This window comes from Pseudomonas sp. NY15437 (assembly GCF_048068435.1).
Classification (GTDB): domain Bacteria; phylum Pseudomonadota; class Gammaproteobacteria; order Pseudomonadales; family Pseudomonadaceae; genus Pseudomonas; species Pseudomonas nitroreducens_B.
Genome location: NZ_JBLUQC010000001.1, coordinates 707,928 through 731,961, shown reverse-complemented (window position 1 = coordinate 731,961; position 24,034 = coordinate 707,928). Strand labels below are relative to the sequence as shown.

Here is a 24,034-nt window from a genome sequence, read left to right as displayed (position 1 = left end):
ACGCTGTCCACAGGAGTGATCCACAGGGCCGTGGAAAAACCGGGCTATCCACAGCCCAGTTTATTCACAGGCGGCTTTTTCCCGCAGCGCCGTCAGGGCGGGCGACCGGCTCCGGCCAGTTCAGCACGCCCTTGTCGTTGAAGCGCACGGTGCCGAACAGCCCGCCGGCCAGCTTGCCATTGATCTCGTAGGGCATGCCCTGCCGCGGCGCGCCGCCGGACAGCCCCCAGGCCTGGCGGAAGGCGGAGAACGCCGAAATGCTCACCGGCACGCTGATCACTTTCTCGCCAAAGCGCGGCACCTGCCCGCTGGCGTCGCTCACCCCGCTGGCCAGCGGCTGGCCATTGACCGACAGGTCCAGGGCGATGCCGTTGTAGTCGATGGCCTGGTCGTTGGGGTTCTGCACCCGCAGCTTCACCGTGAAGCGCGCCTCCATGCCCTGGCCCGTGGCCGGCTCCAGGCCGACCAGATCGATGCGCAGCGGGTCGCGTGTACCGAACAGGCTGCTGCAGGCGCCCAGCGCCAGCAGCAGGGTCATCAGGGCAATACGGCGGGCAATCGCCATGCTCTCTCCTTATCCATTCATTTGACGGTGGCGGGCCGCAGCCGCCACACCGTATTACCCACATCGTCGGCCACCAGCAGACCGCCGAACTTATCCACAGCCACCCCGACCGGTCGCCCCATCGCCTCGTCATTCTCGTTGACGAAGCCATCCAGCACCGTGATCGGCTGGCCATTGGGCTTGCCATCGCCGAAGGGCACGAAGATCACCTGGTAGCCGCTGCGCGGCTTGCGGTTCCACGAGCCGTGCTGGCCGATGAACACCCCGCCACGATAACGCTCCGGCAGCAGGCTGCCCTGATAGAAGGCAAGGCCGAGGGAGGCGGTGTGCGCGCCCAGGGCGTAATCGGGGACCAGCGCCTTTTCCACCTGGTCCGGGCGGGGCGGGTCGACGCGCTTATCCACATGCTGGCCGTAATAGCTCCAGGGCCAGCCATAGAAACCGCCGTCCTTCACTGACGTCATGTAGTCGGGCACCAGGTCGTTGCCCAATTCGTCGCGCTCGTTCACGGCTGTCCACAGGGCGCCGCTGTTGGGTTCCCAGCCCAGCCCATTGGGGTTGCGCAGGCCGGAGGCGAACAGGCGCACGTGGCGGTTGGACAGGTCGATCTGCAGGATCGCCGCGCGGTTCTTCTCGGCGTCCAGGCCGTTCTCGCCGACGTTGCTGTTGGAGCCGACGGTGGCGTAGAGGTAGCGGCCGTCGGGGCTGGCGAGGATGTTCTTGGTCCAGTGATGGTTGATCGGCCCGCCCGGCAGGTCGACCACCTTTTCGGCCGGGGCGCTGATCGTAGTGTCGCCGGTCCTGTAGGGGAAACGCACCACCGCGTCGGCATTGGCCACGTACAGCCAGTTATCCACAAGGGCCATGCCGAACGGCGAGAACAAACCCTGCAGCAGCACGCTGCGCTGTTCCGGTACCCCGTCGCCATCGGCGTCGCGCAGCAGGGTGATGCGATTGGCGCTGGGCACCTGGGAGCCAGCCTTGGCCATGAACTTGCCCGCAACCCAATCCTTCAGGCCTTCCGACTTTTCCTTGGGCGGTGCCGAGCTCTCCGCCACCAGCACGTCGCCGTTGGGCAGCACGTACAGCCAGCGCGGGTGATCGAGCTTGTCGGCGAAGCGCTGCACCTCCAGCCCTTGCGCGGCGCGCGGCTTCCGGTCGACGGGCCAGCCGGTGGCGGTCGCGACATTCACGGTGGGCAGCAGGCTGCTTTGCGGTTCCGGCAGCTGCGGTTGCGGTCCGGTGCCGGCGGTGAACGGCAGGGCGGACTTGTCGCCGCAACCGACCAGGGCCAGTGCGATCAGCAGGGGGGATGACCATCGCATGGGACTACTCCTCGGCCTGTAGTGAGTTTCTTTCAGGAAACGGACGGCAGTCTAGACATCCCTTCCCTTGAGTCCGTGCGAAATAACCGACGCAAAGGCTCTCGCGTCCACGTCTGATCGGCTTTACTGACAGACAGGATTCCCGGCAAATCAGCGATTTGGCGAACCCTCAAGGAAGAACGAGGGTCTACCATGACAGTCTTGTGACAATCGCCTGAGCGTTGCCGTGTCCTTCTCGGCCCTCCGCGCTGTCTGTACGGAGCCGCGGGCGAGGTCGTTACAGGGTCCGTCGACGGACGCACCGCCCACGGGCCCGCTTGAGTGCGAGGGGGCCCGACATGCTCAAACTGCTCGATCTGCTCTCTGCCGTCGCCCTGTTGGTGTGGGGCACACACATCGTCCGCACCGGCATCCTCAGGGTGTATGGCAGCAACCTGCGAAAAATCCTCAGCCGCAGCGTGGAAAAGCGCCCGCTGGCCTTCGCTGCCGGCATCGGCGTCACCGCCCTGGTGCAAAGCAGCAACGCCACGGCGCTGCTGGCCACCTCCTTCGTCGCCACCGGCCTGATGGCCCTGGCGCCCGCGCTGGCGATCATGCTCGGCGCGGATGTCGGCACGGCATTGATGGCGCGGGTGCTGACCCTGGACCTGTCGTGGCTGTCGCCGTTGCTGATCTTCTTCGGGGTGATTTTCTTCCTCGGTCGGCAGAAATCGCGCCTGGGCCAGTTGGGCCGGGTGTTCATCGGCCTGGGGCTGATCATCCTCGCCCTGCAGCTGATCGTCGCCGCGGCCGAGCCGATGACCCAGGCCAAGGGCGTGAAGGTGCTGTTCTCCAGCCTCACCGGCGACGTGATGCTGGACGCCCTGACCGGCGCCCTCTTCGCGATGATTTCCTATTCCAGCCTGGCCGCCGTGCTGCTCACCGCGACGCTGGCGGCGTCCAAGGTGATCTCGCTGAAGGTGGCGCTGTGCCTGGTCGTCGGCGCCAACCTGGGCAGCGGCATCCTGGCGATGATCAGCGCGTCCTCGCAGAACGCCGCCGGCCGCCGCGTGGCGCTGGGCAGCCTGCTGTTCAAGGTGGCCGGCTGCGCCCTGGTGCTGCCGCTGGTGGGCCCGCTGGCCGCATGGATAGACCATTGGCAGTTCAGCACCGCCGAGCTGGTGATCGCCTTCCACGTGCTCTACAACACCACCCGCTGCCTCGCCTGCCTGCCGCTGACCGGACAGATGGCAGCGTTCTGCACACGCATCATGCCCGACCGGCATTCGCCGGAAGACACCGTGCGCCCGCGCCACCTGGACCCGGCCGCGCTGGATACGCCGAGCCTGGCGCTGGTCAACGCGGTGCGCGAAACCCTGCGCATGGGCGATATCGTCGAGCACATGCTGAACAACCTCATGGAGGTTATCCACAGCGGCGACCCGTTGCTGGGCAAGCAGATCCGCAAGCAGGACGACGATGTCGACGCCCTCTACACCGCGATCAAGCTGTACCTGGCGCGCATGCCGCGCGAGGACCTGAGCGAGGCGGATAGCCGGCGCTGGGCGGAAATCATCGAGCTGGCGATCAACCTCGAGCAGGCCGGCGACATCATCGAGCACATGCTCGGCGCCGTGCAGGACAAGAAGACCTCGCGCAGCCGCTCGTTCTCCGACAACGGCCTGGAGGAAATCACCGTACTGCACGGCCAACTGGTGGCGAACCTGCGCCTGTCGCTGTCGGTGTTCCTCAATGGCGACCAGGAGGGCGCCAGGCGCCTGCGCCGCGCCAAGCAGCGCTTCCGCCTGCAGGAACGGCGCTTCGCCCACTCCCACGTCGACCGCCTGCGCCAGCAGGTGGTACAGAGCATCGAGACCAGCTCGCTGCACCTGGACCTGATCAGCGACATGAAACGCTTGAACTCGTTGTTCTGCGCCATCGCCTATGCTGTTCTGGACAACCCCGATGCCAGCACGTCGGCAATCGGCGAGCCTGTGGAAGACGACGACGTCGCCCCGCGCGAGGTCGAGGCGGTACAGGATCACCAGCGGCCGGCTTCGCCCGGCTCCAGCGCGACGGGTTGATGGCCGCAGGGCCTGGTAGAGCGTTCTCTCGGCGCGCTCGTCAGCCCCTGCGAAGTCCTGATATCACGACGCCCAGGGTTCGGGCAGAATCCGCCGCCATGGAAGCAAGCACTCATCCCCAACGCCCGCCTTCGGTCAGCGCCAGCCTGACCCAGGCCATCCTGCTGGCGGCTGTGCGTCTCGGCCTGAACCGTGATGCGCTGCTGGCTGCCAGCGGCATCCAGGAATCCCAGCTCGGCGACCCGGACGCGCGCATCGATTTCGCGCTGCAGGAGCGCATGTGGCAGTCGATCCAGACCGACCTGCCGCATGACGAACCGGGCCTCGCGATGGGCCGCGCGTTATCGCCCGCCTCGTTCAGCGCGCTGGGCTTCTTGCTGCAGTCGAGCATGACGCTGGGCGATGCCCTCGAATCGGCCATGCGCTACCAGCGCCTGGTGGGCGAAGGCGGCCAGGTGGCCATCGAGGCGCAGGCCGAGATCATCTGGGTGACCTACCGCCCGCTGAACCCCGACCCACCCGCCACTCGCGCCCGCGCTCTCGCGCTGCTGGGGTTCTGGGCGCGCCAGCTGCGCGCCTTGCTCAACGGTCTTGAACTGGCGGGATGCCGGTTTATCCACAGCCAGCCGGACAGCCTCGCGGACTATGAGAAAGCGTTCGGTTGCCCGCTGCACTTCGATGCACCGGACTACGCCCTGGGATTGCCCAGGGCCCTGATCGATGCGCCGCTGCCGCAGGCCAACCCGCCGTTGCGCGACCTGTTGCGCCAGCATGCCGAAGGCCTGCTCGCGCGCCTGCCCAGCGCCAGCATTAGCGGACGCGTCGTGGCCCTGCTCGGTGAACAACTCACCCGCGGCGAGCCGGGACGCGCCGCCGTGGCCAGCGAGCTGGGCCTGAGCGAACGCACCTTGCAACGCCGGCTGGCGGAGGAAGGCAGCAGTTATCAACAGCTGCTGGCCGATACGCGCCGGCAATTGGCCGAGCGTTACCTGGGCGAAGGCAACCTGCCGGCCACGGACATCGCCGCCCTGCTCGGGTACTCCGAGCCCAGCGTGTTCTTCCGCGCCTTCCGCCACTGGACGGGGCTGACACCCGGCGAGTACCGCCAGCGGCGGCGGCAGACCGCGCGGTAGCGCCGCTCGCCCGAAGGCGAATGCAGAGCGCTGGTCACAGGCTTTTCAACAGACTTGTCTACAGGTTATCAACAGACCGGCGGGGTCAGCCGTTCGGCCCCCGCGCCGCCAGATAAGCCAGGAAGGCTTCACGGCTGGAATAGCGCGGCTCGTAGCCGAACTCTTCCTTCAACCGGCGGTTATCCAGCACGGGTCGGTAGCGCAGGTAATCCACCTGTTCGGGACCGAAGCGCGACAGCCCCAGCGGCTTGAGCAGGCCCAGCCCTACGCGCATCAGGCTTGCCGGCAGGGGACGATAGGGTTTGTTGAGCAGCGCGGCGATCTCCCGCAGCGACAACGCACCATCGCCGGCGAGGTTGTAGATGCCCTCGCTGCCGCGCTCGAGCCCCTGGCGAATCACGTTGACCACGTCCTGGTCCCAGATGAACACGAAGCGGCTGCGATGCCCCAGCACCCCCACCAGCGTGGGTCGGGCGAAGAGCTCGGCCAACGGGTTATGCACACGCCGGCCCAAGATGGTGCCGGGGCGCAGTATCAATTGCTTGAGCTGTGGATAACGTTCCCGCGCGTTGGCCAGCAGTTGCTCGATCTCCTGCTTGCACCGGGCGTGTACCAGGTGTGGATGACCGCGCAGCGGGTGCGATTCGTCGATCCACTCGGCGTTGTCGCGGTGGAAGCCGTAGGCCGCCGCCGAACTGGTGACGATCAGTTGCTGGACGCCGGTGTCGCGCGCCGCCTCGATCAGCGCCCGGGTGCCACCCACTTCGATGAGGTGGCGTTTGTGCGGGGTCATCTCCCGCGGCGGGTTGACCACCGCCGCGAGGTGGACGATGGCATCGGGCTTCCAGTGCTCCACGCAGGCCCGCGTATGCGCGGCCACGCTCAGGTCGAGGGTGACCGGCTCGATGTTCGGCCGCAGGCCCTGCGACTTGATGCGCTGCATGTCGGCGGCAATGAGCGTCCAGTCCAGGTGCTGGACGGCCAGTTCATTGAGCAGGCTCTGCCCGAGAAATCCCGCGGCGCCGGTAATCAGGACACGCATGCAGCCTCCAGAGCGTTCCGCGTGGAACGAACGACGGGGTCCACCACTGAGGGTAGATGATCTGAGCGTAGTGGCGCGCTCGGGCAGCGACAGTGACCGCGCAAGCCAGCCGCCGTGACCGATGATGCCACCCGACAAAGGTTGAACGCGGTGGGTTCGCGCCGGTCAATCCGCTATCCTCACGGCTTTGCGTCCAGGCACACCGCTCATGCGTTGGTTGTTCGTCCCCCTGTTGTCCCTTCTGCTCAGCGCCTGGTCCCATGCCGACCAGCGACAGACGGTCGAGGCCTACCAGCTGGAGAACGGCATGGGCGTACTGTTCAAGCCCACCCGCGAAAAGGGTCACGTGGCGATCCGGCTGATCGTCGGGGTCGGCTTCGCCGATTTCAGCTGCCGCGAGCGCCAGCTGCCGCACCTGATGGAGCATCTATTCTTCAGCGGCCTGGACGGTGGCGACGAGGCGGACCTCGAAGCACGCATGCAGTCCCTCGGCGGCCAGTGGAACGCCTACACCAGCGAGGGCGACACCGCCTTCGTCGTCGAAGCCCCCGCCGCCACCCAACGCCAGGTGCTGGACCTGCTGCTGGAAATCATCACGCGCACCCAGCTCGATGCCCGCAAGATCGACTCCGCCAAGCAGGTGCTGGTACGCGAGGACGGCGGCCACTATTCGCACCTGCAGCGCTGGCTGGACCACCAGAACGTCAGCCGCGCCGGGCAGGAGCAGTTGGCCGTGGAACTGGGCCTGGCCTGCGCCGAGCGCGCGCCTGTGGATAACCTCACCCAGGCCCAGCTGGAGCAGCTGCGCAAGGACTGGTACGTCCCCAGCAACATGACGTTGATCATCGTCGGCGATCTCGACCCGCGCCTGCCGATCTACCTGAACCGCACCTATGGCGCCCTGGTGGACCACGACACGCCAGAACGTCGCGAGCTTCCGGAAATGAAGAGCGGTGCCGCGCGCCAGCGCAACCTGACCACCGGATTGTTCGGCGAGAGCGCGGTGCTGCACTGGATCTTCCCGGAGCCGGCGGACGCCGACGGCGCCACGCTCGACCTGCTGCAGGCCTACCTCAACGATGCGCTCTATACCGAGCTGCGCGTACGGCGCGAACTGTCGTACGGGCCCTGGAGCGAACGAACCGCCTGGGCCAACCAGGGCTTCATCAGCCTCAACGCGGATGTCGAACGAGACGCACAGGACGTCACGCAAAAAGCCCTGCGCGAGCTGATGGAGAAGATCCGCCACGAGGGCCTCGATGCCCAGCGTTTCGCCCGCATCCAGCGCGTGGCGCGCGCGCAGTTGGCTTGGAGCACGCCGGGTAGCTCGTCACTGGCGGATTATTACTGGGGTTCGCTGGCCGATTTCGACGATGGCAAGTTCCCGGACGAAGACAAGCGCCTGGCGAAGGTCAGCCTGGCCCACGCCAACGAGGTGGCGAAGCTGCTGTTCAAGGATGAGGGGTATCTGCGCATCGAGAAGCCGCTGCTGGATGACGACATGGTCTATCCACTGGCGGCGCTGGGGGCGTTGATGCTGGCGGTGCTGCTGGGGCTGGCGCTGCGGCGCCGGCGGGGCTGAACCCCGCCGCCGCCGTTCAGGCGTCAGAGTGCGAGACGGCGAATGACCTGGCAGGAATCGTCCGGGTCGATCTGGGCGCGGAAGCCCAGTTCACGGGCCATGTCGCGCATGTCGCGGTCCATCGACGAGTCGATCGAATACATCTGGTGGAAGCCATTGCGCTTGGCCACGTCGATCAGGTGGCGCATCAGCGCGACGTCCAGGCCCAGTTGCTTGAACTCGTCGGCAATGGTCACCGCGCATTCGCACTGCTGTTTGTCCACCGCCGCGTAACGGCTGATGCCGACTTCGCGCAGTTCGCCGTCCACGTGGGTCAGGGCGATGAAGGCCATGGTGGTCTGGTAGTCGACGTCCATCAGGCGATCGAGCAGCTTGTCGTCGATCTTCACTTCGCCGTGGAAGCGGAACTTGCGGGTCATGGGGGACAGGCGTTCGAGGAACAGGCGCTCGCGCTCGCGGTCTTCCGCGCGCAACGGGCGGATCAGCACGTGGCTGCCGTCTTCGAGGGTTTCTATCCAGTGATCGGCGCCGACAGCCCCGAGGGCTGCGAGCTCGGCTGTGGTGTGGGTGATCATGACGCGTTCTCCGCTGGCGAAGAGGGATTGGGTTGACCCTATCCTTCTCCTGCCGGCCCCGGGCAGGCCTGACATAAGTCAATGCCACCCGGAACCGTGCTGGGGCAGAACGTCGCAGCCGTCCTCAGGCGCTGCCGACCAGCGCGCCGGCGCGGATGCGCGCGCCCTTGCGGAACAGCACCAGCGTGGCCAGCAGGCCGAGCAGCGCCGCGCCGCTGAGCCAGATGCCCGGCGCGGCCTTGTTGTCGAGGACGTGGATGAGCCAGGTGCACACCGCCGGGGTAAAGCCGCCGAAGGTGGCAGTCGCCAGGCTGTATGCCAGGGAGAAGCCGGTGGTGCGCACATCCGCCGGCATGACCTCGGTGAGCGCGACGACCATGGCGCCGTTGTAGCTGCCGTAAAGGAAGGACAGCCACAGTTCCACTTCCAGCAGGCGGGCGAAGCTGGGCTCGGCCACCAGCCAGGACAGCATCGGATAGGCGGTGACCAGCGCCAGCACGGTGGCAGCCAGCAGCAGCGGCTTGCGGCCGATGCGGTCGGACACGGCGCCCATCACCGGCAGCCAGACGAAATTGGAAAGGCCCACGCACATGGTCACCAGCAGGCTGTCGAAGTCCGACAGGTGCAGCTCGTTCTTGCCGAAGGTCGGGGTGTAGGCGGTGATCAGGTAGAAGGACACGGTGGTCATCACCACCATGGCGGTGCCGGCCAGCACCAGGCCGAAGTTTTCGCCGATGGAGCGCAGCACCTGGCCCAGGCTGGGGCGATGCTTGCGCTTCTGGAACTCGGGGGTTTCCTCCAGCGAGCGGCGGATGATGAACAGCGCCGGGACGATCAGGCAGCCGACGAAGAAGGGCACGCGCCAGCCCCACTCGCCCATGTCCTGCGGGCTCAGCCAGTGGTTGAGGATAACCCCCAGCAGACCGGCGAAGACCACCGCGACCTGTTGGCTGGCCGACTGCCAGCTGACGAAGAAGCCGCGCTTGCCGGGGGTGGCGATTTCCGCCAGGTACACCGACACGCCGCCCAGCTCCACGCCGGCGGAAAAGCCCTGCAACAGGCGACCCAGCAGCACCAGCAGCGGCGCGGCGACGCCCAGCGTCCCGTAGCCGGGCACGAAGGCGATCAGCAGCGTGCCCATGGCCATCAGGCCGAGGGTGATGATCAGGCCCTGGCGGCGGCCGTGGCGGTCGATGTAGGCGCCGAGGAAGATGGCGCCCAGCGGACGCATCAGGAAGCCGGCGCCGAAGGTCGCCAGCGACAGCATGAGCGAGGCGAAGGGGTCATCGCCGGGGAAGAAGGTCTTGGCGATGGCGGTGGCATAGAAGCCATACACCATGAAGTCATACATCTCGAGGAAGTTGCCACTTACCACACGGAAGACGGCTTTGGCTTTGGAGTTGTTCGAGGCCATAAGAACATCACTCAGGGCTGATACACGGGGATTTCCCGGCGGGAAATCGCTGATCCCCTCTCCACGAGCAGGCAGGCCCTGGAGAGGGGATGATTTGTAACACTATGTGTAAAAGCTGCGCCGCGACAATCGGAAAATGGCTGAAAGGCCCAATTTCATGGGCATTGAAAGCTTGGTGAAAGCTTCGCGACCGTTCATCGGAAATGGTGGTTTGGCGAAGTACCTCGCATTTCTCCAAATTAATCCGCTTGTTTATATCAATGTATTGACTCTCTCTTTAAATAACTTCCTGCAGATTTATTTGTAGGAAACTTTCTTATTTAAAGATAACTTCCTCAGAAATTACTTAATTAATAATCTTAATTTTATATAAGAATTTTCCCAGATTAATCGTTAGCTTTTCCGACGCAAAAGGGAGAGCTTTCTTATGAAAAATCTGCAGGGAATTTCGTTCCTGTTTTTACTTCTGATTTTCCTTACCGGATGCAACGGCTGGGTATCCCCCGAAACCGATGGGCGTCTGACAGACCGGTACTTCACGGTGTTGTCCGGTCCGCCGATCCCGGGCTTTATCGTGGCCTCGGCCGTGCAATGGAACGCCGATTACGCCGTGACAGCCGCCCATACTCCCTTCCTGCGCAACCAGGCGTACCGCTGCAGTACCGGTTGCGACCTGCTGTTCATCGCGCACAAGGCCGACGGGGCGCTGCCGCAGTGGCGGCACTTCCGCCCCGGCGAAACGGTGACCGCGCTGGGCAGCAGTACCTTGCTGATTCCCATGAGCGCGACGGGCAGGATCTGGCCGGTACCCTTCGTCGATGGCGGCTCGGCCAGTGGCGAGCGCTATGGCGTGCACGATGCGGCGATGGCCAAGGGCATGTCCGGCGGCCCGCTGATCGGCAGCGACGGCAGCGTGCTGGGCATCAACATCGGCTTCCAGGCGGGGTTTCGCCCACCGAGCAACCGCCCGGAGTTGGCGGGCATGTCACGCCTGAGCGTGTTCGTGCCCTATAGCGTGATCCAGCGCGAGTGGCTGCTGTTCCAGGCACAGGCGGCGCGCAAGGCCGCCCAGGCCAGCGATGGCGCGAATCTTCAGGCGAAGAACCAGTAGCACACGCCGATGGACGCCAGGACACCGGCCAGGTCCGCCAACAGCGCGCAGCCCACGGCGTGGCGCGCGCGCTGGATGCCGACGGCGCCGAAGTAGACGGCCAGCACGTAGAAGGTGGTCTCGGTGCTGCCCTGCACCGTCGCCGCGACCAGCGCGGGGAAGCTGTCCACCCCGTGGGATTGCATGGTCTCCAGCAGCATCGCGCGGGCGGCGCTGCCGGAGAACGGTTTGACCAGCGCGGTGGGCAGCGCATCGACGAAACGGGTATCCCAGCCGGCACCTTCGACCACCCAGCGAATGCCGTCCAGAGCCATTTCCAGCGCCCCGGAGGCACGCAGCACGCCGACCGCGCAGAGCATCGCCACCAGGTACGGCAGCAGGCTCTTGGCAACATCGAAACCTTCCTTGGCGCCCTCGACGAAGGTTTCGTAAACCGGCACCTTCTTCAGCCAGCCGACGACGAGGAACAGCAGGATGATGCCGAACAGCGTCAGGTTGCCCAGCAACGACGACAGTTGCGCCAGCGCCGTGGCGGAGAGACCGGCCAGCAGCGCCATGAAGGCGCCCAGCGCCAGCGCGCCGGGAACCAGATAGGCCAGTACCACCGGGTCCCACAGGCGCAGGCGCTGCATCACCGCGACGCTGAGCAGGCCGACCAGCGTGGAGGCGCTGGTGGCCAGCAGGATCGGCAGGAACACCAGGGTCGGGTCCACCGCGCCCTGCTGCGCGCGGTACATGAAGATGGTGACCGGCAGCAGGGTCAGCGAAGAGGCGTTGAGCACCAGGAAGAGGATCTGTGCGTTGCTCGCGGTGGTGCTGTTGGGGTTGAGCTCCTGCAGCGCCTTCATCGCCTTCAGCCCGATTGGAGTAGCGGCGTTGTCCAGGCCCAGGCCGTTGGCGGCGAAGTTCAGGGTGATCAGGCCGATGGCCGGATGGCCGGGTGGCACTTCCGGCATCAGGCGGCGGAACAGCGGGCCGAGCAGCACCGCGAGTTTTTCCACCAGGCCGGCTTTTTCGGCGATGCGCAGAAAGCCCAGCCACAGGGTCAGGGTGCCGAACAGCAGCACCATGACCTCCACCGACAGCTTGGCCATGGCGAACAGGCTCTCCACCATGGCGGCGAAGACGCTGGCCTCGCCACCCAGCAGCCAGCGGGAAAGCGCGGTGACCGCCGCGACGATGAAAAAGCCCAGCCACAGGCCGTTGAGCATGCGATGTCCCCCTTGGAATGGCCGCGATGATAGCGGCACGGGCACCTTGGGCGCCAGAAACGACAAGGCCCCGGACACTGCCGGGGCCTTGTTGATAACCCTGTCGGGTCAGTGGGCGGCAGGGCTGTGCTTGCCGTCCACGCTTTCCCCTTCCAGCAGTTCCTCGACGCTGCCGTTGCGCATGGCGTCCCAGTAACGGGCGCCCTTCTGCGCGTCGTACACGCCTTCCCACTTGGCGATGACCAGCACCGCGAGGGCATTGCCGATCACGTTCAGCGCGGTGCGCGCCATGTCCATGATGCGGTCGACGCCGGCGATGAAGGCCAGGCCTTCCAGCGGAATGCCGACGCTGCCCAGGGTCGCCAGCAGCACCACGAAGGAAACGCCCGGTACGCCGGCGATGCCCTTGGAAGTGACCATCAGGGTCAGCACCAGCATCAGCTGCTGGCCGATGGACAGGTCAATGCCATAGAGCTGGGCGATGAAGATCGCCGCGATGCTCTGGTACAGGGTCGAGCCATCGAGGTTGAACGAGTAGCCGGTGGGCACCACGAAGCTGCTCACCGCCTTGGGCGCGCCATAGGCTTCCATCTTCTCGATGATGCGCGGCAGCACGGTCTCGGAACTGGCGGTGGAGTAAGCCAGGACCAGCTCGTCCTTGAAGATGCGCATCAGCTTGATGATGGAGAAGCCGAACAGGCGCGCGGCCAGGCCCAGCACCATGAAGGCGAAGAAGGCGATGGCGAAGTACACCAGCACCACCAGCTTGGCCAGGGGCAGCAGCGAGGCGAAGCCGAAGTTGGCGACGGTCACCGCGATCAGCGCGAAGACGCCGATGGGGGCGTAGCGCATGATCATGTGGGTGACGCGGAACATGGCTTCGGCCACGCCCTGGAACATTTTCACCAGCGGCTCGCGGGTCGGCGCCGGCAGCGAGGACAGGCCCAGGCCGAACATCACCGAGAAGAAGATGATCGGCAGCATCTCGCCGCGGGCCATGGCCGCGAATATGTTCGACGGGATCAGGTTGAGGATAGTCTCGATGAACGCGTGGTGGTGCTCGACTTCCTTGGCGGTCTGCGCGTACTGGGAGATATCCACAGTGCCCAGGGTGCTCATGTCGATGCCGGCGCCGGGCTGGAAGACGTTCGCCAGCAGCAGGCCGACGACGATGGCGACGGTGGTGATGATTTCGAAGTAGATGATGGTCTTCAGGCCGATGCGGCCGAGCTTCTTCGCGTCACCCATGCCGGCGATGCCGACGATGAGCGAGGAAATCACGATCGGTACGACGATCATCTTGATCAGGCGGATGAAGATATCGCCCGCCGGCTGGAGGATGTTGCTGATCCACCAGGCCTTTTCCGCGCTGAAATGGTTGAGCGCGGCGCCCAGTGCAATTCCGAGTACCAGGCCGATGAGGATCTGCCAGGCGAGGCTGAGCTTGGCTTTGCCCATAGTGAGTCACCCTTGATTCTTGTGGAAGTCGGGGTCGCCGAGCCATCGGGATGCCGACGGCCGGCGAAAAAAGGGGCGCATGATTCCGACCCACCCCTCCTCCGTCTAATGCCGGAAACGCCTACCCCATGCACAATCGGCATAGGAAAAGGCATCTGAAACCTTGGTTCCAGGTCCGAAGACCCTTGATTTTCTGCATGCCACAGGTTCCTCGACGCCTGTCACGCAGGGCTCTGCAAAGCCGGCTAGGCTTGATGCAAAACGGCCATCACTGGCGCGAATGAATCGGTCGGCAAGCCGGGTACGCGAGGGTCTCGGCTTTGTATTACCGGATGTACGGTCGCACGGGGGACCGTGGGGGATGGCCGGGGGCGAGCGAAGGGCCCTTCGACGTCAAAGGCTGGCGGCAATGCGGGCGCGCTTGTGGATAAGTCGCCGGATTGCGCTCTTCATTGTGGCAGTAGCTGCTTCCCGTGGGCCCCGTCTTTGGGCCGACGAGAATCGGCAGATGATTGTAAGACGTTTCCACAACACTCCGAATTGACTGACAGCAATGAAGTTCGACCGGCTTCGAGCGAGCGTGCGGATACCCTGCGGCCGCCGCGACAGCCGGGTAAGCAATGGGTTGTTCAATGTGGTGAAAGCACAACGCGGTGACACTCTGAATAAGGACGCTCCATGACGCGACGCTACGTAGTACCCACCCTGCTCTTCGCCGGCGCCCTGGCGCTGGCCGGCTGCTCCAGCCAGAAACCGGACGCCTCGCAATACTCGGGCTTCCTCGGCGACTACTCGCAACTCCAGCCTGCCACGTCCCCCAGTGGCCAGCCGGTGCTGCGCTGGGTCGACCCGAACCTGAAACTGCAGAACTACAGTTCGGTGCTGGTCGAACGGCCGGTCTACTATCCGCCGCCCAAGCCGAACGAGAACATCGATCAGAAGACCCTCAGCGAAATCCCCGACTACCTGAAGAAGCAGGTCGAACAGCAACTGGGCAGCCGCTACCGCATCGTCCAGCAGGCGGATCGCGACACGCTGGTGCTGCGCACCGCCATCACCGGGGTGAACATTTCCACCGAGGGTCTGAAAGCCTACGAGGTGATCCCGATTGCGCTGGTGGTCGCGGCCACCACCACGGCCATGGGCACCCGGGACCAGGACACCGAGGTCTACGTGGAGATGGAAGCGCTGGATGGCGCGACCAGCAAGCCGGTCGCCAAGGTGGTGCGCAAGGGCGCGGGCCAGACGCTGGAGAACACCAGCACCCACCTGAGCCTGGCCGATCTGAAACCGGTGCTCGATGGCTGGGCGCGCGACGCGGCCAACTTCAAGCCGTGATCCACGGCGCGGCGCAGTGAAACGCCGCAGGAGATGAAGCGCTCCGGAGCCGGCGCGGACATCCCGCGCCGGTTCCGGAGGCTTTGCCTGGCCCGGCCCGCTGTATGCGGAGGTACCCCCTGTACCCCTGGGTCATTCAGGACCTGACGCATCCCGAACATCCCGGCCCCCTGGCCGTGCGTGAGCCTTCTGGCTACGCGAATCTCTGAACCTTGTGCCGCTCAATACCAGTTCGGATCACTCTTGAGCTGATCGTCGAGGATCCGTTTCACCGAATCGTCCGGCTCGCCCAGCCAGCGGAAACTGGCGTGCTTGCTCGGCGACTTGTCCGCCGGAAGGTTCTGCGGAACCTTCACGTACAGCGCGTAGGCCTTGTCCTTGTCCCAGGTAAAGGCCACGTACAACCGTTGGGCCGCACAGTTGTGCGCTTCGCACAACTGGCCGACCAGATACTTGTCGCCCTGCTCGTCCACCGCCTGCATCGGCGTTGCGGTGCCGCTGAGGTTCATCACCCAGTCCGGCAGGCGGCTCTCGTCCTTGATCACTGATTGCCAGGTATCGCGGTACTGCGGATCACTGGCGACCAGTTCGTTCAGGCGGTACTGCGCGTCCTTGTCCGCCTCGGCGGCCAGGGCCTGGGCCCCGGCGCCGAGCAGAACGGCCGACAGCAGCAGAGTGCGGGTAAAACTCATCGCTACGCTCCTTGTTCAACCTCGACCGGTTCGATGGGCGTCACCCCCGGCGGCGGCCCATGACGAAGGACACGATGAACAGCACCAGGAAGATCACGAACAGGATCTTGGCGATGCTGGTGGCGGCGCCGGCGATGCCACCGAAGCCCAGGACCGCGGCGATGATGGCGATGATCAGGAATGTCAGTGCCCAGCTAAGCATGGGGTCTCTCCTCTTTTCGTTGTCGGTTCGGCACCGCTTCGGGTACCTGCTCCGGCGCCATCACGTGGCGTTTCCGGAAGAAATGTCCGCCCGGGCGCTTCCGGGCACTGCGGACGTATCGGGCATGCCAATGGCCTGCCAGCGATTCATGAAAACGTTCAGAACACCCAGCCGCGCTGGGTCCGTGCCAGGGGCTGTGCCTCGACCTGGGCCTGGGTTTGCGCCTGCGGTGCCTGCAGCACCGGTGCGGAGTTACGAGCGGGAGCAGCCTGTGGATAACGCGAGGCTTCGCGGTACAGGCCAGGTGCGCTGGAAGCGGTCGGCACATAGGCGACCGGGGCGCTGGAAGCCGCCTTGGCCTCGGACACCTGCATCTGCAGTTGCACCTGGTTGATCAGCAACAGCAGCAGGGCACCAGCGAAAAAGATCCGGCTCCACACATCGTGACGCGCGACTTGCACTTGGCTGTTGGTTCCGCTGTTCATCCTGCTTCTCCTGCCCGTCATCGATGGGTTTGCAGAACCGTGAGGCCGTTTCCTCGGGTCTTTCGGTTCGCGTCGTCGCGGGTGGTTTGAGTGACTGTCTGCAGTAGGAATTGCACGCCGCATGCCAGTCTTTCCAGATCAATTTTTCCCTTATAAATCAACACGTTAAATCTATTAACAAGGCCCCTCTACCCAGCATCCTGCACGATGGCTCAGGATGCGTCGTGCGTTTTGCAATACCCACTGTCGGCGCCTCCCTGCGCCGGTGTGAACTGCGTCACTTGAGGGAATGCTTCAGCTCACTCATCTGGTCGTGGCACGCACGTACCTTGGGCAACTCGGCGCGCAGCAGGGCCTGGGTTTCCGGCGTGCCGTTCTGCAGCGCCTCCTCGAAGGCGTGGAGGAGGCGGTCCTCGGTTTCTTCCAGTTGGGCGACATAGGTGGCGCCTTCGTCGCTGGCCAGCGTCGCACGGGTGTCGGCGTAGACCTGGCGCAGCTTGCCCAGCAAGGTGCCGCCGCTGGCGGGCTCCTCGTGGTTGGCGGCGACCTTGCCGGCGAGGGCGTTGATCACATCGGTCTTGGCCTGTGCCATGGACTGGAACAGCCGCTGCAGCCGGGCATCCTTCACTTCCTGGATGGCGTGCTGATAGAAACGCTGGCCGTCGCGGGTGATCTCGATGAGTTCGTTGAGCTGACTGGTCGTGCGGGTCATGGGGAGTACTCCTGAGGAAGGGCGGAGGAATCAGGCAGCCTGGCCGGCCACCTTCAGCGCGGTGGCGTCTACCTCACGCACACCACGGGTGTTGCGAGCGGAGTCGATCAATTGCTGGCGCTCGTCGGCGCTGGGTACCTGCCCGCTGAGCGTGACCACCCCATCGCGGGTGGAAACCCCGATGGACAGGCCCTGCAGCGCATGGGCGGACAGAATTCCGGCCTTGATCTGGCTGGTGATCCAGGCATCGCTGACGGCAGCCTGGGCATCGCCGACCGACTTCTGGAATTGCTGGGTGGTGGCGGCGTCGGGGTCGACCTTCAGGCGGTTGTTCACCGCCGTGACGCCCTCTGTTTGCGCCGCCAGGTGCTCGGCCTGTTCGCTGGCCTGCTGACTGCCCACGGTGCCGTCGAGCGTGACGGCGCCAGCCTTGCTGGTGACCTTGATATCCAGCCCTTCGCCGCGCTTTTCCAGCAGGAGCTTGGATTTCACCTTTGCCGCCAGCGTGGCGTCGTCCCATTGCTGCACCACGCCCGGTTCCTGGGCAGCGTCCGCTTTGCGCCCATCAGCCAGGGAGGCGTCCACTCCCAGCTGGTTATCCACAGCGGTGATGCCTTCGACGCTGGCGGCGATCTGCCCGGCCAGCGCCTTCTGTTCTTCGCTGGCCACCGCGCCGCTCAGCTGCGCACGGCCGTTTTCCACATCCACCTTGATCGCGTAGGGCTTGAGTTCGCGGTTGAGGTTCAGGGCCGTCCAGATCGAACCCTCCTGGCGCGCTTCGGCCAACTGCGCACTGAGCCCGGACTCGGCCGCATGGCCCACCAGGGGCTGCCACGCAAGAAGGGTGGAACTCAGGGCCAGGACAAGGATCTTCGGATTGGGCATGGCGTTCTCCGTCAAACGATGGTGCGACATTGGATCCGCAAGCGCCGTGCCAGTGCATTTTTGTGGATAAAATTCTTGTAATTCAGTGTGTTGGAGGGTCCTACCAAAGGCCCGGACTGTGCACCCTGCCCGACAGGGAAAAAAGATTCTTGCAACTTGCACGAAAAACCCTGGACTAAGAAAAATCGCACCCTTTACAACAACGAATCTCAACAACGAGGAAAACGCTGAATGGACGCAACGCCTGAACAGCAAGGCCGGATCCTGCTGGTCGATGACGAGTCCGCCATCCTGCGCTCGTTCCGCTACTGCCTGGAGGACGAGGGCTACAGCGTGGCCACCGCCAGCAGCGCCCAGCAGGCGGAGAACCTGCTGCAGCGCCAGGTGTTCGACCTGTGCTTCCTGGACCTGCGCCTGGGCGATGACAACGGCCTGGATGTGCTGACGCAGATGCGCGTGCAGGCACCGTGGATGCGCGTGGTGATCGTCACCGCGCACTCGGCGGTGGATACCGCGGTGGATGCCATGCAGGCCGGCGCCGCCGATTACCTGGTGAAGCCCTGCAGCCCCGACCAGCTGCGCCTGGCCGCCGCCAAGCAACTGGAAGTGCGCCAGCTGACCGCGCGCATCGAGGCGCTGGAAGGCGAGATGCGCAAACAGGGCGACGTGCTGGAATCCCACAGCCCGGCCATGGCCGCCGTACTGGAGACGGCCCGCCAGGTCGCCGCCACCGACGCCAATATTCTCATCCTCGGCGAGTCCGGCTCCGGCAAGGGCGAGCTGGCGCGAGCCATCCACGGCTGGAGCAAACGGGCGAAGAAATCCTGCGTGACCATCAACTGCCCGTCGCTGTCCGCCGAACTGATGGAAAGCGAGCTGTTCGGCCACAGCCGCGGCGCCTTCACCGGCGCCACCGAAAACACCCTGGGGCGTATCAGCCAAGCGGATGGCGGCACGCTGTTCCTCGACGAAATCGGCGACTTTCCCCTCACGTTGCAACCTAAATTGCTGCGCTTCATCCAGGACAAGGAATACGAGCGCATCGGCGACCCGGTGACCCGCAATGCCGATGTGCGCATCCTGGCGGCAACCAACCGCGACCTCGCCAGCATGGTCGCCCAGGGCACCTTCCGCGAAGACCTGCTCTACCGCCTGAACGTCATCGTGCTGAACCTGCCGCCGCTGCGCGAACGCGCCGAGGACATCATCGGCCTGGCCGAACGCTTCCTGGCCCGGTTCGTAAAGGATTACGGCCGCCCCGCCCGCGGCTTCACCGACGAGGCCCGCGCGCTGCTGCGCCGCTACAACTGGCCGGGGAACGTTCGCGAGCTGCGTAACGTAATCGAACGCGCAAGCATCATCTGCAATTTCGAGCTGATCGGCGTCGAACAGCTCGCCATCGGTGAACAGACCACCAATTCCGCGCCCCGTATCGGCGAGGCCATGAGCCTGGAGGAACTGGAGAAGGCCCACATCGCCGCAGTCATGGCCTCCAGCGCCACCCTGGACCAGGCGGCGAAGACGCTGGGCATCGACGCGTCCACGCTCTATCGCAAGCGCAAGCAGTACAGTCTGTGAAGCTGCCCGTTCCCATGACGCTGCGCACGAGGTTGTTCCTGAGCATCTCGGCGCTCATCACGGTAGCGTTGCTGGGGCTGCTGCTCGGCTTGTTCAGCGTGATACTGAACGGCCGCGAGCAGGCCCAGCTGATCCAGCGCAACTTCGACGCCATCGAAGTCAGCCAGCGCCTGCGCCAGGCGCTGGGCGACGAGCTGGTACAAGTACTCAGCGCACGGCCGAGCCCGGAACACCTCGAGCTGGCGCGGACGCACTTCGCCCAGGCGCTGGAGCGCGGGCGCACGCTGGCCCGCAACACCAGCGACCGCCAGGCGCTGACGGAAATCGCCGATGCGCATCGCCTGTTCATCGAGGCCACCGACACGCCCGGCCCGGGCCGTCCGGAATTGCTCGCCGACAGCGACCTCAGCCGCACCCTCGACGTCCTGCGCAACCGCCTGATGGCGATGCACCAGGCCGCCATCAACAACATCAGCGTGGCCGAACGCTCCACGCGGGATCGCTCGCTGTGGATCAGTGGGCTGCTCGGGCTGATCGGCATCGCCATCCTGCTGGTCGGCTTCTTCACCGCACACAGCATCGCGCGGCGCTTCGGGGCGCCCATCGAGACGCTGGCCAAGGCTGCGGACAAGATCGGCCAGGGCGAATTCGACGTGACCCTGCCGGTCTCCTCCGTGGCCGAGATGTCCTCCCTGAGCCGTCGCTTCGGCCTGATGGCGGAAGCCTTGCGCCTTTACCGCGCCAGTAATACCGAGGCGCTGGGTTCCGGGCGCAAGCGCCTGCTGGCGGTGCTCGACAGCATCGATGACGGCCTGGTGATCCTCGACCGCCACGGCCGCATCGAACACGCCAACCCGGTCGCTACCCGCCAGCTGTTCGCCCACGGTGATCCGCAGGGCCAGGAGTTGGGCGCCATGCTGAGCAATCCGGCGCTGACCCAGGCGGTCCAGCGCGTGCTCAGCGGCAACCTGCTGGATGAAACCCCGCAGGACCTGGTGGTGGAAGTGGGCGGCGAAAGCCGCTTGCTGACCTGGGGCATGTCGCCGGTGAGCCATGACGACGGGCGCAATATCGGCGCGGTGATGGTGGTGCGCGACGTCACCGAGCAGCGCGCCTTCGAGCGGGTGCGCAACGACTTCGTGCTGCGCGCCTCCCATGAGCTGCGCACCCCGATGACCGGCATGCACATGGCCTTCGGGCTGCTCGCCGAGCGCCTGAAATTCCCCGAGGAATCCCGTGAGCGCGACCTGGTGCGCACCGTCGACGAGGAGATGCACCGGCTGGTAAGGCTGATCAACGACCTGTTGAATTTCTCCCGCTACCAGAGCGGCACCCAAAAGCTGGATCTGCAGTTGCGCGACGTCGGCGACCTGTTGCGCCAGGCACACGCGCGCTACGCCAGCGCTGCCGCGGAAAAGCGCATCGAGCTGGATCTGGAGATCGCCGACGACCTGCCGCCGATCAACATCGACCGCACGCAGATCGAGCGGGTGCTGGATAACCTGATCGGCAACGCGCTGCGCCATACCCCCGAGGGCGGCACCATTCGGCTGCAGGCGCGCTGCCAGGAGGAGCGCGTGGCGATTGCCGTGGAAGACAGCGGCGACGGTATCCCGCTCAGCCAGCAGGGGCGCATCTTCGAGCCCTTCGTGCAGGTCGGCCGCAAGAAGGGCGGGGTCGGGCTTGGCCTGGCACTGTGCCGCGAAATCGTCCAGCTGCATGGCGGCCGTATCGCCCTGCGTTCGCAGCAGGGCAAGGGCTCGCGCTTCTATCTGCTGCTGCCGGTTTAAGAGGTCGGTACGGCCAGCAGCAGCGCGGCGGTTTCCAGGTCCGGCTCGCCATCGAAGCGTTCCGGGCGGAAGCGCATCTGGAAGGCCGCGATCACGTTGCGGGTTTCCTCATCCATCGCGCCATTGAGCGGCACCGCGTAGCCATGGCGCGCGAGCTGCTGCTGGAACCAGCTCGGCGGCGGCAACTGGCCGTTCAGTTCAGCCAGGCGACGCGCCAATTCGCCCGGCTTGGGCCAGGGAATCAGGCCGGCATCCGCCAACTTCTTCCATGGAAACAAGGGCCCCGGGTCGACCTTGCGCTGCGGGGCGATGTCGCTGTGGCCGAGGATATGCTCCGGGGTGATGCCCTGGCGGCGGGTGATGTCCTTGAGCAAGGCGATCAATGCGTCGATCTGCGCATCCGGGTAGGGGTACCAGATCTTCCCGCTCGGGGTATCCCGGTAGCCAGGGTTCACCAGCTCGATGCCGATCGACGTGGAATTCAGCCAGGTGCGCCCCTGCCATTCGCTGGAGCCGGCGTGCCAGGCGCGGCGGTTTTCGTCCACCAGCTGGTAGATGGTCGCCGGGTTGTCGCCGATCAGGTAGTGCGCACTCACTTCGCCGTGGGTCAGGAGCGCCAGCGAGCGCGGCAGGTTGGCCGAGGTGTAGTGGACGATGACGTACTGGATACGGCTGTCCTGGTTCCTCGACACGTACTCGCGATCGATCTGCAGGCCCTGGTCGGCGCAGCCGGCGAGCAAGGTGGCGAGGGAGGCGAAGGTCAGGACGCGCAACATCATGGCAATTCTCGGATCAGGCGGCGATGTGCAGGAAGCTGCGCACGTTCTGCAGGAGCATGTTCACGCTGAGCATGATCAGCAGCATGCCGGCCAGCCGCTCCACCGCCATCAGCCCGCGCGGGCCGAGGAAGCGCTGGAGGAACGCCGCCTGCATGAGGATGAAGGCAGTGGCCGCCCAGGCCAGGATCACCGCCAGGTACAGCTCCCACAAGGGACCAGTGTAGGTGCTGCGCAGGGTGATCAGCATCGCCAGCGCCGACGGCCCCGCCACCGCCGGGGTGGCCAACGGCACGAACAGCGGCTCGTTGTCCGGCATGTCGCCGAGCACGCCTTGGGGCGTGGGGAAGATCAGGCGCATGGCGACGACGAACAGGATGATGCCGCCGGCGATCCCGGTGGCTTCCTTGGACAGGCCCAGGCCGGTGAGGATGTGCTCACCCAGGGTGAGGAACAGCAGCAACAGGCCCAGGGCGAACAGCAGCTCACGCAGTGCCACTTTCAGACGGCGTTCGGCGGGGACGGACTTGAGGGCGGCCAGGAATACCGCGATGTTGCCGAACGGGTCGGTGATCAGAAAGATCAGGATGGCGACGCCAAGCATGACCGGGAAAACTCCAGCGAGAACGAGGCGCCACACGTGTCGCGCGGCGGCCTGTGAATAACGGGGAACGTACACTGCCCTGTGGATAACAACTTACCCACAGGACTCGGGCGCAGCCATCAGGATTTCTTGATTTTCTCCGGACGCTTCCAGCCTTCGATCACCCGCTGCTTAGCGCGCCCGACGCCCAGGGTGCCGGCCGGCACCTCGGCGGTGATGGTCGAACCCGCGCCAGTCGTGGCGCCGGCTCCGATATCCACAGGGGCCACCAGGGAGTTGTTGGAGCCGATGAAGACGTCTTCGCCGATGGTGGTGCGCCACTTGTTCGCGCCATCGTAGTTGCAGGTGATGGTACCGGCGCCGATGTTGGTGCGCGCACCGACTTCGCTGTCGCCCAGGTAGGTCAGGTGGCCGACCTTCACGCCGTCCTGCAGGTGGGCGTTCTTCAGCTCGACGAAGTTACCCACATGCACCTTGCGCTCCAGCACGCTGCCCGGACGCAGGCGGGCGAAGGGGCCGACGTCGCTGTCCGGGCCGACATGGGCGCCTTCCAGGTGCGAGTTGGCCTTGATGATGGCGCCGCGGCGCAGGGTGCTGTCCTTGATGTAGCAGTTCGGACCGATCTGCACGTCGTCCTCGATTTCCACCTGGCCTTCGAGGATGACGTTGACGTCGATGGTCACGTCGCGGCCGACGCTGACCTCGCCGCGCACGTCGAAGCGCGCCGGATCGATCAGGGTGACGCCCTGGGCCATCAGCCGACGCGCCACGCGCAGCTGGAAGAAGCGCTCCAGCTCGGAAAGCTGCAGGCGGTCGTTGGCGCCCTGGGTCTCCATCGCCACCTGCGGTTGTGCGGTGGCCACGCGCAGGCCATCGCCCACGGCCATGGCGATCACATCGGTGAGGTAGTACTCGCCCTGGGCATTGGAATTGGACAGGCGCGACAGCCAGCCCAGCAGGCGCTCACGCGGTGCGGCGAGGATGCCGGTGTTGCCCTCGCGGATGGCACGCTGCTCGGCAGTGGCATCCTTCTGCTCGACGATGGCCTGAACCTCGCCCGCGCCGTCCCGGATGATGCGGCCGTAGCCAGTGGGATCGTCCAGTTCGACGGTCAGCAGCGCCAACTGTTCCGGAGTGGCCTGCGCCATCAGGCGCTCGAGGGTCGGTTGCTCGATCAGCGGCACGTCGCCGTAGAGGATCAGCACGTTGTCTGCACTCAGGAACGGCGCGGCCTGCGCCACGGCGTGGCCGGTGCCCAGTTGCTGTTCCTGGATCACGAAATTCAGGTCATCCGCCTGCAGGCGCTCACGCACCCGGTCGGCGCCATGGCCAATCACCACATGGATGCGCGACGGGCCGAGGCCGCGGGCGGTATCGATCACATGGGCGAGCATCGGTTTGCCAGCGACCGGATGCAGGACTTTCGGCAGGGCCGAGCGCATACGGGTGCCCTGGCCTGCGGCGAGGATGACGATTTCGAGGGACATGAGTGA

The 24,034-nt window shown here is 65.3% G+C and carries 22 protein-coding genes; 7 read left to right on the top strand and 15 right to left on the bottom strand.

Annotated features, from left to right (window positions below; translation table 11 throughout):
* Positions 1 to 64 precede the first annotated feature (64 nt).
* Positions 65 to 565: an LEA type 2 family protein gene (locus tag ACNFIA_RS03435; RefSeq protein ID WP_416782873.1), complete on the bottom strand. Its 501-nt coding sequence runs from the start codon at positions 563 to 565 to the stop codon at positions 65 to 67.
* Between the two features lie 17 nt (positions 566 to 582).
* Positions 583 to 1,890: a PQQ-dependent sugar dehydrogenase gene (locus tag ACNFIA_RS03430; RefSeq protein WP_416782872.1), complete on the bottom strand. Its 1,308-nt coding sequence runs from the start codon at positions 1,888 to 1,890 to the stop codon at positions 583 to 585.
* A gap of 338 nt (positions 1,891 to 2,228) precedes the next feature.
* Between ACNFIA_RS03430 and ACNFIA_RS03425 the strand changes: the two genes are divergently transcribed.
* The gene (locus tag ACNFIA_RS03425; protein WP_259758266.1) at positions 2,229 to 3,953 is read left to right on the top strand and encodes a Na/Pi cotransporter family protein; all 1,725 of its coding nucleotides are present in this window, start codon (positions 2,229 to 2,231) and stop codon (positions 3,951 to 3,953) included.
* Positions 3,954 to 4,051: 98 nt separating this feature from the next.
* Positions 4,052 to 5,086 (top strand): AraC family transcriptional regulator, encoded by a 1,035-nt coding sequence (locus ACNFIA_RS03420; RefSeq protein WP_416782871.1) that lies wholly within the window; start codon positions 4,052 to 4,054, stop codon positions 5,084 to 5,086.
* Positions 5,087 to 5,171: 85 nt separating this feature from the next.
* On the opposite strand, the gene ACNFIA_RS03415 is transcribed toward ACNFIA_RS03420, so the two are convergent.
* A complete protein-coding gene (locus ACNFIA_RS03415; RefSeq protein WP_416782870.1) occupies positions 5,172 to 6,128 on the bottom strand; it encodes an NAD-dependent epimerase/dehydratase family protein in 957 nt (318 codons plus the stop codon).
* Between the two features lie 208 nt (positions 6,129 to 6,336).
* On the opposite strand from ACNFIA_RS03415, the gene ACNFIA_RS03410 reads away from it, so the two are divergent.
* A complete protein-coding gene (locus tag ACNFIA_RS03410; RefSeq protein WP_416782869.1) occupies positions 6,337 to 7,710 on the top strand; it encodes a M16 family metallopeptidase in 1,374 nt (457 codons plus the stop codon).
* A gap of 23 nt (positions 7,711 to 7,733) precedes the next feature.
* On the opposite strand, the gene ACNFIA_RS03405 is transcribed toward ACNFIA_RS03410, so the two are convergent.
* Positions 7,734 to 8,285 (bottom strand): GNAT family N-acetyltransferase, encoded by a 552-nt coding sequence (locus ACNFIA_RS03405; RefSeq protein ID WP_259758270.1) that lies wholly within the window; start codon positions 8,283 to 8,285, stop codon positions 7,734 to 7,736.
* A gap of 124 nt (positions 8,286 to 8,409) precedes the next feature.
* On the bottom strand, positions 8,410 to 9,699 hold the full coding sequence (locus tag ACNFIA_RS03400) for an MFS transporter (protein WP_416782868.1): 1,290 nt from the start codon (positions 9,697 to 9,699) through the stop codon (positions 8,410 to 8,412).
* Positions 9,700 to 10,126: 427 nt separating this feature from the next.
* On the opposite strand from ACNFIA_RS03400, the gene ACNFIA_RS03395 reads away from it, so the two are divergent.
* Positions 10,127 to 10,810: a S1C family serine protease gene (locus ACNFIA_RS03395; RefSeq protein ID WP_259758273.1), complete on the top strand. Its 684-nt coding sequence runs from the start codon at positions 10,127 to 10,129 to the stop codon at positions 10,808 to 10,810.
* Here the strand turns inward: ACNFIA_RS03395 and ACNFIA_RS03390 are convergent.
* Positions 10,792 to 12,021, bottom strand: coding sequence for a nucleoside recognition domain-containing protein (locus ACNFIA_RS03390; protein WP_416782867.1), 1,230 nt, complete (start codon positions 12,019 to 12,021; stop codon positions 10,792 to 10,794). The genes ACNFIA_RS03395 and ACNFIA_RS03390 overlap by 19 nt on opposite strands.
* Before the next feature lie 108 nt (positions 12,022 to 12,129).
* Entirely contained in the window at positions 12,130 to 13,479 is a 1,350-nt protein-coding gene (gene gltP, locus ACNFIA_RS03385) for a glutamate/aspartate:proton symporter GltP (RefSeq protein ID WP_259758276.1), read from the bottom strand.
* 678 nt (positions 13,480 to 14,157) lie between these two features.
* Between gltP and ACNFIA_RS03380 the strand changes: the two genes are divergently transcribed.
* Positions 14,158 to 14,817, top strand: coding sequence for a DUF3313 domain-containing protein (locus ACNFIA_RS03380; RefSeq protein WP_416782866.1), 660 nt, complete (start codon positions 14,158 to 14,160; stop codon positions 14,815 to 14,817).
* 221 nt (positions 14,818 to 15,038) lie between these two features.
* Here ACNFIA_RS03380 and ACNFIA_RS03375 read toward each other — a convergent pair whose 3' ends face one another.
* From ACNFIA_RS03375 to ACNFIA_RS03355, 5 genes are all read right to left on the bottom strand, one after another.
* Entirely contained in the window at positions 15,039 to 15,509 is a 471-nt protein-coding gene (locus ACNFIA_RS03375; protein WP_416782865.1) for an inhibitor of vertebrate lysozyme family protein, read from the bottom strand.
* Between the two features lie 40 nt (positions 15,510 to 15,549).
* Positions 15,550 to 15,711, bottom strand: a complete 162-nt coding sequence (locus ACNFIA_RS03370) for a DUF1328 domain-containing protein (protein WP_081519001.1) — start codon at positions 15,709 to 15,711, stop codon at positions 15,550 to 15,552.
* Between the two features lie 158 nt (positions 15,712 to 15,869).
* Positions 15,870 to 16,196, bottom strand: coding sequence for a hypothetical protein (locus ACNFIA_RS03365; RefSeq protein ID WP_416782864.1), 327 nt, complete (start codon positions 16,194 to 16,196; stop codon positions 15,870 to 15,872).
* Between the two features lie 277 nt (positions 16,197 to 16,473).
* The gene (locus tag ACNFIA_RS03360; RefSeq protein ID WP_416782863.1) at positions 16,474 to 16,908 is read right to left on the bottom strand and encodes a ferritin-like domain-containing protein; all 435 of its coding nucleotides are present in this window, start codon (positions 16,906 to 16,908) and stop codon (positions 16,474 to 16,476) included.
* A gap of 30 nt (positions 16,909 to 16,938) precedes the next feature.
* Positions 16,939 to 17,793, bottom strand: a complete 855-nt coding sequence (locus ACNFIA_RS03355; protein WP_416782862.1) for a BON domain-containing protein — start codon at positions 17,791 to 17,793, stop codon at positions 16,939 to 16,941.
* Positions 17,794 to 18,024: 231 nt separating this feature from the next.
* Between ACNFIA_RS03355 and algB the strand changes: the two genes are divergently transcribed.
* Together algB and ACNFIA_RS03345 are read left to right on the top strand one after the other, a co-directional pair.
* Entirely contained in the window at positions 18,025 to 19,371 is a 1,347-nt protein-coding gene (algB, locus tag ACNFIA_RS03350) for a sigma-54-dependent response regulator transcription factor AlgB (protein WP_416782861.1), read from the top strand.
* Entirely contained in the window at positions 19,368 to 21,161 is a 1,794-nt protein-coding gene (locus ACNFIA_RS03345; protein WP_416782860.1) for a KinB sensor domain-containing domain, read from the top strand. The genes algB and ACNFIA_RS03345 overlap by 4 nt, the downstream gene beginning before the upstream one ends.
* Here ACNFIA_RS03345 and ACNFIA_RS03340 read toward each other — a convergent pair.
* The 3 genes from ACNFIA_RS03340 to glmU all read right to left on the bottom strand — a co-directional run bounded on the left by ACNFIA_RS03340 (position 21,158) and on the right by glmU (position 24,028).
* A complete protein-coding gene (locus tag ACNFIA_RS03340) occupies positions 21,158 to 21,940 on the bottom strand; it encodes an N-acetylmuramoyl-L-alanine amidase (RefSeq protein WP_416782859.1) in 783 nt (260 codons plus the stop codon). The genes ACNFIA_RS03345 and ACNFIA_RS03340 overlap by 4 nt on opposite strands.
* Positions 21,941 to 21,953: 13 nt before the next feature.
* Positions 21,954 to 22,541, bottom strand: a complete 588-nt coding sequence (locus tag ACNFIA_RS03335) for a MarC family protein (protein WP_017518835.1) — start codon at positions 22,539 to 22,541, stop codon at positions 21,954 to 21,956.
* Between the two features lie 119 nt (positions 22,542 to 22,660).
* Positions 22,661 to 24,028, bottom strand: coding sequence for a bifunctional UDP-N-acetylglucosamine diphosphorylase/glucosamine-1-phosphate N-acetyltransferase GlmU (gene glmU, locus ACNFIA_RS03330; protein WP_416782858.1), 1,368 nt, complete (start codon positions 24,026 to 24,028; stop codon positions 22,661 to 22,663).
* Between the last annotated feature and the right edge of the window lie 6 nt (positions 24,029 to 24,034).

Bases quoted from the DNA above. Each gene is read 5' to 3' on its own strand.
- ACNFIA_RS03405 (WP_259758270.1), bottom strand. From the start codon at position 8,285: ATGATCACCCACACCACAGCCGAGCTCGCAGCCCTCGGGGCTGTCGGC.
- ACNFIA_RS03365 (WP_416782864.1), bottom strand. From the start codon at position 16,196: ATGAACAGCGGAACCAACAGCCAAGTGCAAGTCGCGCGTCACGATGTG.
- ACNFIA_RS03435 (WP_416782873.1), bottom strand. From the start codon at position 565: ATGGCGATTGCCCGCCGTATTGCCCTGATGACCCTGCTGCTGGCGCTG.
- ACNFIA_RS03355 (WP_416782862.1), bottom strand. From the start codon at position 17,793: ATGCCCAATCCGAAGATCCTTGTCCTGGCCCTGAGTTCCACCCTTCTT.
- ACNFIA_RS03415 (WP_416782870.1), bottom strand. From the start codon at position 6,128: ATGCGTGTCCTGATTACCGGCGCCGCGGGATTTCTCGGGCAGAGCCTG.
- glmU (WP_416782858.1), bottom strand. From the start codon at position 24,028: ATGTCCCTCGAAATCGTCATCCTCGCCGCAGGCCAGGGCACCCGTATG.
- ACNFIA_RS03430 (WP_416782872.1), bottom strand. From the start codon at position 1,890: ATGCGATGGTCATCCCCCCTGCTGATCGCACTGGCCCTGGTCGGTTGC.
- ACNFIA_RS03335 (WP_017518835.1), bottom strand. From the start codon at position 22,541: ATGCTTGGCGTCGCCATCCTGATCTTTCTGATCACCGACCCGTTCGGC.
- ACNFIA_RS03395 (WP_259758273.1), top strand. From the start codon at position 10,127: ATGAAAAATCTGCAGGGAATTTCGTTCCTGTTTTTACTTCTGATTTTC.
- ACNFIA_RS03375 (WP_416782865.1), bottom strand. From the start codon at position 15,509: ATGAGTTTTACCCGCACTCTGCTGCTGTCGGCCGTTCTGCTCGGCGCC.
- ACNFIA_RS03410 (WP_416782869.1), top strand. From the start codon at position 6,337: ATGCGTTGGTTGTTCGTCCCCCTGTTGTCCCTTCTGCTCAGCGCCTGG.
- ACNFIA_RS03425 (WP_259758266.1), top strand. From the start codon at position 2,229: ATGCTCAAACTGCTCGATCTGCTCTCTGCCGTCGCCCTGTTGGTGTGG.
- ACNFIA_RS03360 (WP_416782863.1), bottom strand. From the start codon at position 16,908: ATGACCCGCACGACCAGTCAGCTCAACGAACTCATCGAGATCACCCGC.
- ACNFIA_RS03400 (WP_416782868.1), bottom strand. From the start codon at position 9,699: ATGGCCTCGAACAACTCCAAAGCCAAAGCCGTCTTCCGTGTGGTAAGT.
- algB (WP_416782861.1), top strand. From the start codon at position 18,025: ATGGACGCAACGCCTGAACAGCAAGGCCGGATCCTGCTGGTCGATGAC.
- ACNFIA_RS03420 (WP_416782871.1), top strand. From the start codon at position 4,052: ATGGAAGCAAGCACTCATCCCCAACGCCCGCCTTCGGTCAGCGCCAGC.
- ACNFIA_RS03340 (WP_416782859.1), bottom strand. From the start codon at position 21,940: ATGATGTTGCGCGTCCTGACCTTCGCCTCCCTCGCCACCTTGCTCGCC.
- gltP (WP_259758276.1), bottom strand. From the start codon at position 13,479: ATGGGCAAAGCCAAGCTCAGCCTCGCCTGGCAGATCCTCATCGGCCTG.
- ACNFIA_RS03370 (WP_081519001.1), bottom strand. From the start codon at position 15,711: ATGCTTAGCTGGGCACTGACATTCCTGATCATCGCCATCATCGCCGCG.
- ACNFIA_RS03380 (WP_416782866.1), top strand. From the start codon at position 14,158: ATGACGCGACGCTACGTAGTACCCACCCTGCTCTTCGCCGGCGCCCTG.
- ACNFIA_RS03390 (WP_416782867.1), bottom strand. From the start codon at position 12,021: ATGCTCAACGGCCTGTGGCTGGGCTTTTTCATCGTCGCGGCGGTCACC.